Consider the following 13,699-nt stretch of genomic DNA (forward strand, 5'->3'; position numbering starts at 1 on the left):
CGGCGCGCCTGCCGGAGTCAGCGCTCGCCGCGGATGTAATGTTCGAGCTGCTCGATGATGAATTGCTGTTCCGAAATGATGTCCTTCACCAGGTCGCCGATGGAAATCAGCCCGGCCAGCTTGCCGCCATCGATTACCGGCAGATGGCGCAGGCGGTTTTCCGTCATCAGTGCCATGCATTGCTCGTTGGTGGTCTCCGGACGCACATACATCACCGAGGTGGTCATGATGTCGCGCACCGGCGTTTCGGTGGAGGTCCTTCCCTTGAGCACAACCTTGCGCGCATAGTCGCGCTCGGTGACGATGCCGACAATGTTGTCCTGCTCCATGACGAGCAGCGCGCCGATGCCGCGTTCCGCCATCAGCTTGATCCCATCGATCACCTTGGCGTCCGGCGCGATCGTGTACACCCGGTTGTCCTGCTTGGTCTTGAGAATCTGGGCAACGCTATGCATGGCCGTCTCCTGAACGTGTCGGTCAACCCATTCTAGGCAATGCCGCGCGCCGGTTTGTTGACATGGAATAGACAATGCGAGCTTGCGATCCAAGCCGGCGCCTTGCAGTTCACGAAAAGAAATGTCTTGCGCTGGCATTGATGGCTTGGCATGATCGAGTCCATGCCCGCCTTCCGTTTTTCTCCGATGAATTCCGTTTCCCGGCCGCCTGCCGGCACGGTTGCGTTTCGTCGCGGCGCGCGCATTTCCCTCCTGTCTTCCAATTCCATTTCCATTCAGCGAATTACCCGGGGCCATTGAGCTGCGGCATGGCCGGTGCTCGATGCCCCTGAACCGGATCGACCGCGTCCATTGACCTGGCGCGGGCTCTCATTTCCCTTTCATTGCTCATGGAGTAGAACATCATGCCCACATGGTGGACAGGACGGCGCTCGTCTGCGCCTTCGTCAAATACAGTCAGTTCATCCCCTTGCCCGAGCCTGGATCCATCGCATCTTCAGCGCATGCTTTCATCCGCGCATGTCGACTGCGAACTGGAGGAGAACAGGCCGGTGCGCCTGTGCAACGGCGCCGGGGTGCGGCTGCAATGCATGGAAGGCATTGCATGGATCACCTTTCACGGCGAAGCGGAGGACCTGATGCTGCACGCCGGCCATGCCGTCGTGGTGCCGAACGATGGCCTGGTGCTGATGGAGGCGGTCGGCAGCGGCAGGCTGAGGATTGTGCTCGAACGCGGGCGCGGGATCGCGACAAGCCGCGCCGGCCATGCGGTGCAGGCCTTCATGCTGCGGCTGCAAGGCCTGTCGTCCAGGCTGGCGATCCGGCTTTCGATCAGGTTCTCGTTGCGGCGAGCGCTTCCGGATTGAGCACGTTCTTCGGCGTGCCGGCGGCAAAGTCGACGATGTTCTGAAATGCCGCGCCGAAGTAAAGCTCGTAGCTGTCCTTTTCCACATAGCCGAGATGCGGCGTGGCGAGCACGTTCGCATAACGCAGCAGCGGCGAATCGGATGGCAGCGGCTCGGTTTCGAAGACGTCGAGCGCGGCGAAGCCCGGAGTTCCGGCGCGCAGCCCAGCATCGAGCGCGCCTTCGGCCACCAGTTCGGCGCGGCTGGTATTGACGAACAGGGCGGAACGCTTCATCCGCATCAGGTCGCCGGCGCTGACGATGCCCCGCGTCGCATCGTTGAGCCGCAGGTGCAGCGACAGCACATCGGCCTGCTCGAAGAAGGCTTCGCGCGATGCGGCCGCCTGGTGGCCGTCGCGTTCGGCGGCCTCGCGGCTGGCGTCGCGGCCCCAGACCAGCACCTTCATGCCGAAGGCCTTGCCGTAGCCGGCCACCATCCGGCCGATGCGACCGTAACCCCAGATGGCCAGCGTGCGGCCCTTCAGCACGGTGCCCAGCGTATTGAGTTCCGGCGCCACCGACGCGGTCTGCCACAGACCGTCGCGCAGGTTGGCCGCATATTGGGGAATCTTGCGCGATGACGCCATGATCAGCGCCCAGGTCAGTTCCGCCGGCGCGGTCGGATCGCCGACGCCTTCGACGATGGCGACGCCGCGCTCGGTGGCGGCCGCGACATCGACATGGCCGCTCACCTTTCCCGTCTGCGAAATCAGCCTGAGCCTGGGCAGCTTGCCGAGCAGGGCGCGCGTAACCGTTGTTCTTTCGCGGATCAGCACGAGCGCCTCGACCTCGGCTAGACGTATCGCAAGTTGACCCAGGCCGCGCGCGCTATTGTTGAAGACCTTGACGTCGTGGCCGTCCAGCAACCGGAAACAGTCCAGTTGGCGCACACAGTCCTGGTAATCGTCGAGAATGGCGATTTTCATGCTTTTCTTTCAACTTTTTAACAAACTCGTAATAAAAATACGTCAATGCGAAAAATCGGCAAATCCTTACTACAAAACTCAACAATTTTTCCTACATTTTTGTTGTAAATCATTGAGGACCGTTATCCCGGCGTGTACAATCGGCTCCTATTTTTCGCTTTATCAACGATATTGCGAACCCAAAGGCCCGTCTGATTATTCCATTTTTCGGGCTGCTGCGCGGTCATGAAATGATCGCCTCCGACAAGACCGCCGTACCGCTGGCAGCTTCGCCAGCCGAGCCAAAAGCTGACGACGATCCTGCCGTGCCGGGACAAGACAGAATTCTTTATTGGCATTGGAGGAAGTACCTATGAACCAACCCGTAATGGGAGGCATTGCAGCCGTGAATGCGCCTAGCTATGTCAAACAGCAAAAGCTGATCAACTGGGTTACGGAAATCGCCGCCCTTACAAAACCCGATCGCATCTACTGGTGCGACGGTTCGCAGGAAGAGTACGATCGCCTGTGCGCAGAGATGGTTGCCGCCGGCACCATGAAGAAGCTCAACGAAGCCAAGCGCCCGAACAGCTACCTCGCCTGCTCCGATCCGTCGGACGTGGCGCGCGTCGAAGACCGCACCTACATCTGCTCCGCAAAACAGGAAGACGCCGGCCCGACCAACAACTGGGTCGCCCCCGCGGAAATGCGCGTCACCCTCAACGGCCTGTTCGACGGCTGCATGCGCGGCCGCACCATGTACGTGGTGCCGTTCTCGATGGGCCCGCTCGGTTCGCCGATCGCCCACATCGGCGTCGAACTGTCCGACACTCCCTATGTGGCGGTCAACATGCGCATCATGACCCGCATGGGCAAGGCCGTGTATGACGTGCTGGGCACCGACGGCGACTTCGTTCCCTGCGTGCACACCGTCGGCAAGCCGCTGGCCAAGGGCGAGAAGGACGTGCCGTGGCCGTGCAACGACACCAAGTACATCGTCCACTATCCGGAAACCCGCGAAATCTGGTCCTTCGGCTCCGGTTACGGCGGCAACGCGCTGCTGGGCAAGAAATGCTTCGCGCTGCGCATCGCTTCCACCATGGGCCGCGACCAGGGCTGGCTGGCAGAACACATGCTGATCCTCGGCGTCGAATCGCCGGAAGGCAAGAAGCACTATGTGGCGGCGGCCTTCCCGTCGGCCTGCGGCAAGACCAACTTCGCGATGCTGATCCCGCCCAAGGCCTTCAACGGCTGGAAGGTGACCACCATCGGCGACGACATCGCCTGGATCAAGCCGGGCGCCGACGGCCGCCTGTACGCGATCAATCCGGAAGCCGGCTATTTCGGCGTGGCGCCGGGCACCAATGCCAATTCCAACGCCAACTGCATGGATTCGCTCAATTCCAACACCATCTTCACCAACGTCGCGCTGACCGATGACGGCGATGTCTGGTGGGAAGGCATGACCAAGGAAGCCCCGGCGCACCTGATCGACTGGCAGGGCAAGGACTGGACACCCGAAATCGCCAAGGAAACCGGCCGCAAGGCTGCGCATCCGAACGCGCGCTTCACCGTGGCCGCGACCCAGAACCCGGTCATCGACCCGGCCTGGGACGATCCGGCCGGCGTGCCGATCTCGGCCTTCATCTTCGGCGGCCGCCGCTCGACCACCGTGCCGCTGGTGACCGAAGCCCGCAGCTGGGTGGAAGGCGTGTACATGGCCGCGACCATGGGTTCGGAAACCACTGCCGCCGCCGCCGGCCAGCAGGGCGTGGTGCGCCGCGATCCGTTCGCGATGCTGCCGTTCATGGGCTACAACATGAGCGACTATTTCCAGCACTGGCTCAACATCGGCAAGAAGATCGCTGCTTCGCCGGCCGAAATGCCCAAGATCTTCTGCGTCAACTGGTTCCGTACCGACGAGAACGGCAAGTTCGTCTGGCCGGGCTTCGGCGACAACATGCGCGTGCTCAAGTGGATGCTGGACCGCATCGAAGGCAATGCGGGCGGCAGCGAAAACATCTTCGGCGTGACCCCGCGCTACGAAGACCTGCAGTGGGAAGGCATAGACTTCACCCGCGAGCAGTTCGACCGCATCACCTCGATCGACAAGGCGGCCTGGGAAGTGGAACTCAAGCTGCACGAGGAATTGTTCGACAAGCTGAAGTACCACCTGCCGAGCGAGCTGCAGTCGACCAAGGCTCAGTTGGAAAAGCGCCTGGCGGCCTGAACCGTCTTCGCTTTCCGCTGTACAAGAAAGGCACCGCAAGGTGCCTTTTTCTTTTTGCGGCGCGGCCCGGGTACGGCAACCGGAGCAACTGCGCAGTCACGATTCTTGCATGCGCTGGTTTTCGGTCGTACTACCCGGAGCCGGCTGCCTGCGGCGGATCAGGGATCTTCATGCGATGCAGATACGCGTTTGCCGCAATGATGCTCAAGGCGGGAAAAAGCTTGCGGCAGGCTCCGCACTGGTTAAAAATGCAATGCTTTATGCATGGGAAATATTCTCAAGCCGTTCTCAAGCTGTTGTGTTAGCCGTTTATTTCATGCGCAGACTTTGAAAATATTGCCAAACCAGGCTTGAACGCTCGAAAACGAAGCATGATGCCGGGACAACTTGGCCGGCGGGCGCTTCATGACCAGGCGCTTAATCGATATCACAAACGAAAAGGATTCAATATGGCGACAAGCTTGCTTACCTTGCTTGATGACATTGCCCTCCTGGCGGACGACGTCGCAGTCATGTCGAAAGTCGCTGCCAAGAAAACCGCTGGCGTCCTGGGCGACGATATCGCATTGAATGCGAACCAGGTGACAGGCTTTGCGCCGAGCAGGGAGCTGCCGGTCGTGTGGTCGGTGGCAAAAGGCTCGGCGTTGAACAAGGTAATCCTTGTACCTATCGCACTGCTGCTGGTGGCGTTCGCGCCCTGGTCATTGACGCCGCTACTGATGATAGGCGGTGCTTTCCTTTGCTTTGAAGGCGTCGAGAAAGTCTTTCACAAGCTGTTGCATTCCAAGGAGGAAGATGCCGAACACCATGCCGCGCTGGTGAACAATGTGCAGATGACCCCAGAGCAGCTGCTGGCCGCGGAAAAAGAAAAAATCAAGGGTGCGGTGCGCACCGACTTCATCTTGAGCGCAGAGATCGTCGCGATTTCGCTGGGAACCATGCAAGGCGCTCCTTTTGCGACCCAGGCGACCGTGCTCGTTGCCATTTCCATCCTCTTCACGGTCGGCGTCTACCTGGTGGTCGCGGGCGTCGTCAAGCTGGACGATCTCGGTCTTTACCTGAGCGCCGGCGCAAGTTCGGCGAAACAGGCGATGGGACGTTTCATCCTTTGGATCACGCCCTATCTGATGAAAACGCTGTCCTTCGTCGGCACCGCCGCCATGTTCCTGGTCGGCGGCGGCATCGTCGTCCACGGCTTCCCGTTCCTGCATCACTTCGTGGAGGACGCCGGACACAAGGTGGAAGGACTTCCCACGGTCGGCAGCATCCTGGCCTTCGGCACCCCGTTGTTGTTCAACATGCTGGTCGGCCTGGTGGTCGGCTCGCTCGTGCTCGGCCTGGTTCACCTGTACAAGAAGGCGTTTCGCAAAGGTGCGGTTGCGCACTGAGCCACCAAGGCACCGAAGCACCGAGCGGCAGACAGGACCCGGAGCGCAAATCTGCCGCTTATTCCATGTCTTGCCGGACCCGCTGCAGTATCCAGTCATAGAGAATTTTGACCTCTGCGCGCCCGGCCCCGGGCGCGCGCACCAGCCAGTACGCGTAGTCGCTGACGCCGGTGTCGGCGCCGGGATGGGCGACCAGCCGGCCATCCTTGAGCATAGGCCCGACCAGCGCAAGCCGGCCCAGCGCCACCCCGTGCCCGTCGAGGGCAGCCCGGATCACCTGGTCATACTGGTTGAAATGCAAGAAGCGGCGCGCCCTGGCATGGGGCAGGCCCTTAATGCCCAGCCAATCCGACCAGCGCAGCCATGGACGGCCGCGCTCATCCCATTCCAGCAACACCTGCTGCAGCAGCGCCTCGTCGCTGGCGAACGCCCTGGCGGCGAGCGCCGGATGCGCGACCGGGACCACCTGCTCGTGGAACAGGCGCACCGCACCGGCCGGCGCCTGCGCCTGCCGGCAATAGCGGATCGCCAGGTCGATGCCTTCGCCGGACAGGTCGAGCACGCTGTTGTGCGCGGCCACCCGCACGTCGATCTCCGGGTGCGCGCTCTGGAAAGCGCCGAGCCAGGGAAGTATCCACAGCGAAGTTACGCCGATGCTGGCGGTGATCGTCACCGGCTGCGGCCGCACGCCGCCGCGTACCGCCTCCGAAAACTCGCCAATGCGGTCCAGCCAGGGCGAGGCCATTTCGAACAGCTGCTCGCCGACCTCCGTCAGGGCGATGGCGCGGTGCTTGCGCACCAGGAGCGGCACGCCGAGATGGGATTCCAGCGCCTGCACCTGGCGGCTCAAGGCCGACTGGGTAAGGCAGAGATCCTGTGCCGCGAGCGTAATGCTCATGCGGCGCGCCACGGCGACGAAGCCGCGCAGCGCATCCAGCGGGGGCAGGTCAAGCAGCTTGCTCATGGCGGACCTTGGTTGATTTGCATGCATCCAGCGCATGCGATGCATGCATAAAGAGCGCTTGAACGCGCAATTCCCATCTATAAACTGGGCATGTCTGCAGCGATTCTAGCGCATGCAATTCATGCATGCGAGCAGCTGCAATTGGCATGGAGGCAAGGAGGCAATATGGACATGCAAGCACCGCAGCACAGGTTTGTCACCGGAAAACTCGGTTATCTGGCGCCTTCCGGGCACCGGCCTTACCAGTACATGACGCCGCCGCCGGCGGGCGCCGCATGGCACAACACCGAATACGAGCAGCGCGCCTGCCGCATCGTCAATGCCCGCCATGTCGCGGCGTCGCTGTCGCTGGAAAACAATGGTTTCGAACTGCTCGATCGCCCGAGCAAGGTGAGCGACTTCAACGACGCGGCTCAGGTACAGGGCGTCTATTACCGCGAATTGGAACAGCTGGCGCTCGAACTGACCGGCGGCCTGCGCGCGCAGGTGTTCGATCACCAGCTGCGGCAGCGGGAAGCGGGCCGGCCGGCGCTCGGCTTCGGCCGCGAGGCTGCCTCGACGACACCGGCGGCGCTGGGCCGGGTACACAACGACTATACCGAGTCGTCCGGTCCGCGCCGCGCGCGGCAGCTGATGCCGGACATGGCACAGGACCATCCCTTCCTGATCCTCAACTTCTGGCGGCCGGTGGACTACGCTGCGCTCGACACGCCGCTGGCGCTGTGCGATCCGCGCAGCTTTCCGATGCAGGACTGGGCCTGCGCGGACCTGATCTACCCGGACCGCAAGGGAGAAATCTATCTCGGCCGGCATGCGCCCGGCCATCACTGGTACTACTACCCGGCGATGACGCCGCGGGAAATGCTGGTCTTCGTGTCCTTCGATTCCCGGCTCGACAGCACGGTGCGCATGACGCCGCATTGCGCGTTCGACGATCCGACCGCGCCGGACGATGCGCCGCCGCGGCGTAGCATCGAGGCGCGCTGCCTGGTGGTTCTGGATTGATCGGAAAAACCATGAATGACACTCTCAAGACCGGACTCACAGGGCACCAGCCCTTGCACCACACGCCGCCGACGCTCGAATTCTGGTTCGAGTTCGGCAGCAACTACAGCTACCTGAGCGTGATGCGCATCGAAGCGCTGGCGCGCGATGCCGGTATCGGCATCGCATGGAAGCCGTTCCTGCTCGGGCCCATCTTCCGCGACTTCGGCTGGAGCAGCTCGCCCTTCGTTCTGCAGGAGGAAAAGGGCCGTTATGTCTGGCGCGACATGGCGCGGCAGGCGGCGAAACACGGGCTGCCGTTCAACAAGCCCAGCCGCTTTCCCCGTTCGGCGGTGCTGCCGCTGCGGGTGGCGCTGCTCGGCGCCGGGCAAGCCTGGCTGCCGGCCTTCTGCCGGACGGTGATGCGGCAGAACTGGGTCGACGATATCGAGATCGACAGCGCCGACAGCGTCAGGCTGGCGCTGCTGCCGCTGCTGCCGGTAGGCGGCGATGCGGACGTCCTCATCCGGCAAGCGCAGAGCGAAGACAACAAGCTTGCCCTGCGCCGGCAGACGGAAGAGGCGCGGCGGCGCGGCATCTTCGGCGCGCCGACCTTTTTCGTCGGCGACGAGATGTACTGGGGCGACGACCGGCTGGATGACGCGGTCCTGTACGCGAAAACACTTGCAGCCCGCTGATAGATCACTGAGCGCTTACTGATTCCAGGCGCCGGTGCGTTCGAGATGCGGCGACTGCTCCTGCAAGGCCCAGCGCAGCGGGAACGCCGCCTTTCGCAGCAGCCAGCGCCCGGCTTCAAAGCGCAGCAGGCGCTGCGCTCCGGCGAACTGCCGCAGCCGTTCGCCCGCCCATTCCACCGTTCCGCGTCCGCTCATCTGCAGGATGTCGCCCTGCTCGAAATCGATGAACAGCAGCCCGGCGCGGCCATCCGCCACCAGGTTGCCGATGGTGTTGAAGAAATTGTTGCCGATGAAATCCGGCCAGCAAAGCGAGCCGTCGGCATCGACCGCGACGAAACCTGGCCTGCCGCCACGATGCGACACGTCGGCGCCGTAGGCGGAATCGTCCGCAGCGCCGGACGCCGCATTGGAGGCAGTGGCAATGAAGAAGGTATCGCTGCGGCGGATCAGCGCCACCGCTTCCTGCGGCAGCGCGCCATCTCCTGCCAGCACCTCTTCGCCAGCCGCCGCGAATCTTGCATCGGCGATCTCGCGCGTCTGGATATATTTCGGGCAATTGCCGAAGCTCTGCTGCACCGCGAGCGTGAAGCCGCGTTCGTCGAGCTCGCTGACGATGCCGTTGGCGCGATTGCGGCGGCGCGTCTCGAACTGCAGTCCGAGCAGGCCCAGGCGCTGTCCCGGCTGCATAGCCGGCGCCAGCGGATCCTGCGCCGCCGGCAGCGCCGCGATGCGCAGCGTCCTGTTGTCGGGCGAACTGACAAAGCCGGGCTCGCCGCAGAGGATGGAAGCCCAGACTTCTCCGTGGCGGTCGATACCGCCGGCGAGCAGCGTCGGCAGCAGCGGAAAGAACTCGCGGTGCTGCTCGGGCATGTAATCGCGTATGACCACCGCGCCGACCCTTGCCATCTGTTCGCGCACGCCGGCGCGCTCCTGCGCGTCGATTTCGCCGCGATGGAACGGCGCAGGGTTGCGCGAATCGGCGGGAAGCTTGGTTTCCATGGGACCTCCTAGGCGGCGCTCGCCGCCGGCTTGACGAGTTCGATCATCGGCAAAAAGCGTGGCAGGCCCTCGATGCGCCGCAGCCATGCGCGCAGCGCCGGATACTCCTGCAGCGAGACATCGCCTTCCGGAGCGCGGGCAATGTAGCTATAGGCGGCAATGTCGGCGATCGTCGGATGGCCGGCCGCAAGGTAATTGCGTGCCTGCAGATGCGACTCCATCAGCTTGAACAGACGGTGGGCGAGATCCGCCGCCGCCTCCATGTTGACCGGCCGGCCGAACTGCTTGCCGATGCGCGCCAGTCCGGGGCCGAACGCGATTTCGCCGGAAGCCACCGACAGCCAGCGCTGCACATTGGACGCGCCGACCGGGTCGCGCGGCAGCCATTGTTCGCCGCCGTACTTGTGCGCCAGATAGACCAGGATGGCATTGGAATCGCTGACGACGGTGCCGCCATCGTCGATCACCGGCACCTGGCCGAAGGGATTGAGCTTCAGGAATTCCTCGCTCTTTTGCTGGCCGGCGCGCAGGTCGATGTCGATGGTTTCATATTGCAGATCGAGCAGCGACAGGAACAGTTCGGCGCGGTGCGCATGTCCGGAGATAATGCTGCGGTACAGCTTGATCGGTGTGGCGGGCATGAAAGCCTCCTTGTTGAAATGGGAAGGCCATTGTGCCGCCTCCACATTACTGAATAAATGGCAGGAAACAAAGCAAATTGCTTCATAATCCGGATTAATCATCAACGCCAACTTCATTCCGGACCGGCAGCATGGACAAACTCCGCAGCATCCAGACCTTCATCGCCATCGCCGAACGCGGCAGCCTGACCGCCGCGGCGGAAGCGCTCGACACTTCGCTGCCGACCGTGGTGCGCAAGCTGGCGGAACTGGAAGCCAACCTCGGCGTTCGGCTGTTCAATCGCACCACCCGGCGCATCCATCTGACGGACGAGGGCCATCGCTACCTGGCCATCTGCAAGACAACGCTCGGCCAGCTGGAGGAAGCCGAGGAGGCGCTGTTCGACGCGAAAGCCAAGCCGAGCGGCAAGCTGGTGCTGACGGCACCGGTCCTGTTCGGGCGGCTGCATGTGGCGCCGCTGGTTGCCGAGTTCATGCGCATGCATCCGGCGCTGTCGGTGGAAATGCTGCTGCTCGACCGCAGTATCGATCTGATCGAGGAAGGCGTCGATCTCGCGGTGCGCATCGGACACCTTGCCGACTCCACCTTGCATGCCGTTCAAGCCGGAGAACTGCAGCGGGTGTTCTGCGCCAGTCCCGCTTATCTGAAGCAGCATGGCGTGCCGAAGCATCCGGATGAACTGTCCGGCCATGCCGGCATCCGCTTTACCGGGCGCAGCGTGCTGTCGGAATGGCAGTATCGTGAAAATGGACGCAACCTGACGGTGCGCTTCAACCCACGCCTGATGACCAATTCGGTCGATGCGGCGATCAATGCCTGCCGCGACGGCCTCGGCATCGGCGCCTTCCTGTCCTACATGGTGCAGGCGCCGGTACGCGCAGGCGAACTCAAGCCCATCCTGCGCAAGTACGAATCGGAGCCGCTGCCGATTCATTTTCTCTACCCGCATTCCAAGCTGCTGTCGGCGCGGGTGCGCGCCTTCATCGACTTCGCCGTGCCGCGCCTGCGGCAGCAGGATTTCATCGGATTTTGATTTTTCCTGCATGCAAGGCCGAGTTTGGAGTGCTATTCTAAACATGGGCTACAGACATTGCTTGTAAGTGCCTACTTTAGTGCCAGACGCTTAACAACCAAGCATGGCATGCTAAAGTACGCCGAATTCGAGGTTGCAGTAGCCTTTGGGTAACGAATCATTACAATTTCCAACTTGCGGATAACTTGCCGTACGGCAATATTTGAGCAAGAATGAAGCGGTATGTTGAGTAATTCCCTCAATTCCGGGCATTGGCTTGCCCACTTAACCTGACAGTCTTTCATGGCTTCCCAACTTGGCGACGGCGCTCCTGTTGCTTGTGCAATTCCGGCGGAACGGCGCGGCGAGATTCTTCAGGAACTCGCCAGGCTGGCTTCGACCGCCGCCAATGCGCAGATCGACGGTCTGACAAGCCGGTTGTCGGAAGCCCTGCTGCGCGCCTCGGCGGCATGCCTCGATCCGGCCGACGCGCGCCTGCATTTCAATGCCGCCAACCTGCTCAAGAAGAACCGCTATCCGTTCTATTACGTCGTCTCCGAACGACTGGGCGCGGTTCTGGCGCAGGAAATCCTGATGGCCGCCAATCCGGAACTGCCGCCGGACGATGGCGGCGATGCGCCGCCGTCGCTGGACCCGGACGTGGAAATCGACAAGCGGCTGTCGCTGGTCAAGGTCAGCCGCTCGATAGAGAATGAACATGCAGACCGCCTGCACGCGCTCGGCATGCGCCTGGGCTGCCTGCTCGGGCGCAGCCCGCTCATCACCGCCGAAAACCCGTTCCGGCCGCATGTGTTCCTGGCCGTCGTGCATGACGCCTGGTGCGAATTCCAGCCCGACACCAAGTCCCATCACGTGGTATTTCCGCTGCTGGGACCCGAGCTTTGCCTGGACATGGGGCCGATACTGCATGCGCTCAATACCGCCCTGGTGAAGCTCGGCGTCATGCCGCAGCTGCTGCAGGTGAGCCGCGATGCCGAAGGCGTGGCGACTACCGCCGTGGTCGAAGAACCCGACAATGACGAACTGCTGCCGCGCCTGCGCCGGCTGTTTCCCGATCGGGAACACAAGCCGGCCGACCGGCCGCTGTCCGGCGGCTTTCCCTCGCTGTTCGATGACGATGCCGTGGTCGCCAGCGTGGCGCGCAATGCGCTGCTGGGCTACCTGACCGGCTTCGACAAGCACCGTGCCGGCCCGCCGCCGGCGGGGCTGCTCGACGAGATCCGCCGCAGCGCGCCGCGCGACGCGTTGAGCGAAACCGACGACCATGTGCTGAGGCTGCTGGCCAAGGTGTTTGAAGTGGTCCAGGCCGATCCCCGCATCGCTCCCGAGCTGCAAAAGCCCTTGCGCGAACTGCAGCTGCCGGCATTGAAAGCCGCCTTGGCGGACCAGGCGTTCTTCTTCAAGCGCAATCATCCGCCGCGCCGCGCGGTAGAGTTGCTGGTCGGCTTGTCCGGCGGCTGGGAACCGAGCCGCGGAGCGTCCGACCCGCTCTACCTGCTGATCGAACGCTGCATCCAGCGCATCGTCCGCGACGGCGATGACCGTCCCGCCGTGTTCGCCGAAGTCGTCGCCGACCTGGAGGCGTATCAGCAGCGCGAGCAGACCGCGGCCGCGCAGACCCTGACCTCATCCATCGCCGGCGCCCTGCAGCAGGAAAAAATGCTCGAAGCCGAGCGCGCGGCCAGACACGAAGTCGCATTGCGCATCGGCACCGGCGAAGTGATCGCCTTTGTCGAAGCCTTCCTGCAGGACAGATGGGTGCCGGTGCTGACGCTGGCCTACAGCGTCAGGGAGGAAAAGCCGCAAGCGCTGGACAATGCGCTCAAGACCATGGACGACCTGGTATGGAGCGTGAAACCCAAGATCACGCCGGAAGAGCGCAAGGAGCTGATCTCCAAGCTGCCGTCCATCGTCGCCGCGCTCAACAAATGGCTCGACGTGATCCGCTGGAATGACGAGGCGCGCACCAGGTTCTTCAGCGACCTGGCGAAATGCCATGCCTCGATCGTGCGCGCGCCGGTGGAACTGTCGCCGGAGCGCCAGCTGCAGATGGCGCTGGCGGTGGCAAAACATGCGACCGAGCGCCGCCTGCGCAAGCAGGCCAATGCGGCGCCCGAACCGGCTCAGGATGAATTCGATGCCCTGGTGGCCGGCCTGGAGCAGGGCAACTGGGTCGACTTCGGCCGCGAGGACCGCACACGGCGGCTGCGCCTCGGCTGGATCAGTCCGCTGCGCAATCTGTATGTCTTCGCCACGCATGAGCGGCGCGAAGCCTTGTCGCTGACGGCACAGGAACTGGCAAAAGCCCTTCGCGAGGGTCGCGCGCATATCGCGCCGGGCGCGGGTCTGATCGGCAAGGCGCTGGCGCAGGCGCTCGGCGTCGATGCCACCAATGCCACCAATGCCACCAATGCCACCAACGCCGCCAATTCATCGGACAAATCGGCCGCTTAACTGCCGCCATATTCCGCGGCCATATCCATTTCTCCCGCTTCCG

Annotated in this window: 13 protein-coding genes; 8 read left to right on the top strand and 5 right to left on the bottom strand. The window is 63.0% G+C overall.

Going from position 1 to position 13,699, the window contains the following annotated elements; all coding sequences use genetic code 11:
* Window positions 1–17: 17 nt before the first annotated feature.
* The gene (locus RY831_RS15715) at window positions 18–455 is read right to left on the bottom strand and encodes a CBS domain-containing protein (RefSeq protein WP_326507314.1); all 438 of its coding nucleotides are present in this window, start codon (window positions 453–455) and stop codon (window positions 18–20) included.
* Between the two features lie 503 nt (window positions 456–958).
* On the opposite strand from RY831_RS15715, the gene RY831_RS15720 reads away from it, so the two are divergent.
* A complete protein-coding gene (locus tag RY831_RS15720; protein ID WP_326507315.1) occupies window positions 959–1,321 on the top strand; it encodes a DUF2917 domain-containing protein in 363 nt (120 codons plus the stop codon).
* Here RY831_RS15720 and RY831_RS15725 read toward each other — a convergent pair.
* On the bottom strand, window positions 1,287–2,285 hold the full coding sequence (locus RY831_RS15725; RefSeq protein ID WP_326507316.1) for a D-2-hydroxyacid dehydrogenase family protein: 999 nt from the start codon (window positions 2,283–2,285) through the stop codon (window positions 1,287–1,289). The genes RY831_RS15720 and RY831_RS15725 overlap by 35 nt on opposite strands.
* Before the next feature lie 352 nt (window positions 2,286–2,637).
* Here RY831_RS15725 and RY831_RS15730 point away from each other — a divergent pair, with 352 nt between their 5' ends.
* From RY831_RS15730 to RY831_RS15740, 3 genes are all read left to right on the top strand, one after another.
* Entirely contained in the window at window positions 2,638–4,494 is a 1,857-nt protein-coding gene (locus tag RY831_RS15730) for a phosphoenolpyruvate carboxykinase (GTP) (protein ID WP_326507317.1), read from the top strand.
* A gap of 109 nt (window positions 4,495–4,603) precedes the next feature.
* On the top strand, window positions 4,604–4,825 hold the full coding sequence (locus RY831_RS15735; protein ID WP_326507318.1) for a hypothetical protein: 222 nt from the start codon (window positions 4,604–4,606) through the stop codon (window positions 4,823–4,825).
* Window positions 4,826–4,943: 118 nt separating this feature from the next.
* Window positions 4,944–5,882, top strand: a complete 939-nt coding sequence (locus tag RY831_RS15740; RefSeq protein ID WP_326507319.1) for a DUF808 domain-containing protein — start codon at window positions 4,944–4,946, stop codon at window positions 5,880–5,882.
* Between the two features lie 58 nt (window positions 5,883–5,940).
* On the opposite strand, the gene RY831_RS15745 is transcribed toward RY831_RS15740, so the two are convergent.
* Window positions 5,941–6,846, bottom strand: coding sequence for a LysR substrate-binding domain-containing protein (locus tag RY831_RS15745; RefSeq protein ID WP_326507320.1), 906 nt, complete (start codon window positions 6,844–6,846; stop codon window positions 5,941–5,943).
* A 165-nt stretch (window positions 6,847–7,011) separates the two neighbouring features.
* Between RY831_RS15745 and RY831_RS15750 the strand changes: the two genes are divergently transcribed.
* The gene (locus tag RY831_RS15750; protein ID WP_326507321.1) at window positions 7,012–7,851 is read left to right on the top strand and encodes a CmcJ/NvfI family oxidoreductase; all 840 of its coding nucleotides are present in this window, start codon (window positions 7,012–7,014) and stop codon (window positions 7,849–7,851) included.
* 11 nt (window positions 7,852–7,862) lie between these two features.
* The gene (locus tag RY831_RS15755) at window positions 7,863–8,528 is read left to right on the top strand and encodes a 2-hydroxychromene-2-carboxylate isomerase (protein ID WP_326507322.1); all 666 of its coding nucleotides are present in this window, start codon (window positions 7,863–7,865) and stop codon (window positions 8,526–8,528) included.
* A 15-nt stretch (window positions 8,529–8,543) separates the two neighbouring features.
* On the opposite strand, the gene RY831_RS15760 is transcribed toward RY831_RS15755, so the two are convergent.
* Both RY831_RS15760 and RY831_RS15765 read right to left on the bottom strand, forming a co-directional pair.
* Window positions 8,544–9,527, bottom strand: coding sequence for a pyridoxamine 5'-phosphate oxidase family protein (locus tag RY831_RS15760; RefSeq protein ID WP_326507323.1), 984 nt, complete (start codon window positions 9,525–9,527; stop codon window positions 8,544–8,546).
* A gap of 8 nt (window positions 9,528–9,535) precedes the next feature.
* Complete coding sequence (locus tag RY831_RS15765) at window positions 9,536–10,168, bottom strand: glutathione S-transferase family protein (RefSeq protein WP_326507324.1); 633 nt, start codon at window positions 10,166–10,168, stop codon at window positions 9,536–9,538.
* A 131-nt stretch (window positions 10,169–10,299) separates the two neighbouring features.
* Between RY831_RS15765 and RY831_RS15770 the strand changes: the two genes are divergently transcribed.
* Window positions 10,300–11,202 (top strand): LysR family transcriptional regulator, encoded by a 903-nt coding sequence (locus RY831_RS15770; RefSeq protein WP_326507325.1) that lies wholly within the window; start codon window positions 10,300–10,302, stop codon window positions 11,200–11,202.
* A 282-nt stretch (window positions 11,203–11,484) separates the two neighbouring features.
* Complete coding sequence (locus RY831_RS15775) at window positions 11,485–13,656, top strand: DUF1631 family protein (protein WP_326507326.1); 2,172 nt, start codon at window positions 11,485–11,487, stop codon at window positions 13,654–13,656.
* The last annotated feature ends 43 nt before the right edge of the window (window positions 13,657–13,699 follow it).

This window comes from Noviherbaspirillum album (assembly GCF_035916955.1).
Taxonomy (GTDB): domain Bacteria; phylum Pseudomonadota; class Gammaproteobacteria; order Burkholderiales; family Burkholderiaceae_D; genus Noviherbaspirillum; species Noviherbaspirillum album.

What these genes read in the sequence shown, in the direction of transcription:
- RY831_RS15715 (WP_326507314.1), bottom strand. Translation starts at nt 455, where the DNA reads ATGCATAGCGTTGCCCAGATTCTCAAGACCAAGCAGGACAACCGGGTG.
- RY831_RS15720 (WP_326507315.1), top strand. Translation starts at nt 959, where the DNA reads ATGCTTTCATCCGCGCATGTCGACTGCGAACTGGAGGAGAACAGGCCG.
- RY831_RS15725 (WP_326507316.1), bottom strand. Translation starts at nt 2,285, where the DNA reads ATGAAAATCGCCATTCTCGACGATTACCAGGACTGTGTGCGCCAACTG.
- RY831_RS15730 (WP_326507317.1), top strand. Translation starts at nt 2,638, where the DNA reads ATGAACCAACCCGTAATGGGAGGCATTGCAGCCGTGAATGCGCCTAGC.
- RY831_RS15735 (WP_326507318.1), top strand. Translation starts at nt 4,604, where the DNA reads ATGCGCTGGTTTTCGGTCGTACTACCCGGAGCCGGCTGCCTGCGGCGG.
- RY831_RS15740 (WP_326507319.1), top strand. Translation starts at nt 4,944, where the DNA reads ATGGCGACAAGCTTGCTTACCTTGCTTGATGACATTGCCCTCCTGGCG.
- RY831_RS15745 (WP_326507320.1), bottom strand. Translation starts at nt 6,846, where the DNA reads ATGAGCAAGCTGCTTGACCTGCCCCCGCTGGATGCGCTGCGCGGCTTC.
- RY831_RS15750 (WP_326507321.1), top strand. Translation starts at nt 7,012, where the DNA reads ATGGACATGCAAGCACCGCAGCACAGGTTTGTCACCGGAAAACTCGGT.
- RY831_RS15755 (WP_326507322.1), top strand. Translation starts at nt 7,863, where the DNA reads ATGAATGACACTCTCAAGACCGGACTCACAGGGCACCAGCCCTTGCAC.
- RY831_RS15760 (WP_326507323.1), bottom strand. Translation starts at nt 9,527, where the DNA reads ATGGAAACCAAGCTTCCCGCCGATTCGCGCAACCCTGCGCCGTTCCAT.
- RY831_RS15765 (WP_326507324.1), bottom strand. Translation starts at nt 10,168, where the DNA reads ATGCCCGCCACACCGATCAAGCTGTACCGCAGCATTATCTCCGGACAT.
- RY831_RS15770 (WP_326507325.1), top strand. Translation starts at nt 10,300, where the DNA reads ATGGACAAACTCCGCAGCATCCAGACCTTCATCGCCATCGCCGAACGC.
- RY831_RS15775 (WP_326507326.1), top strand. Translation starts at nt 11,485, where the DNA reads ATGGCTTCCCAACTTGGCGACGGCGCTCCTGTTGCTTGTGCAATTCCG.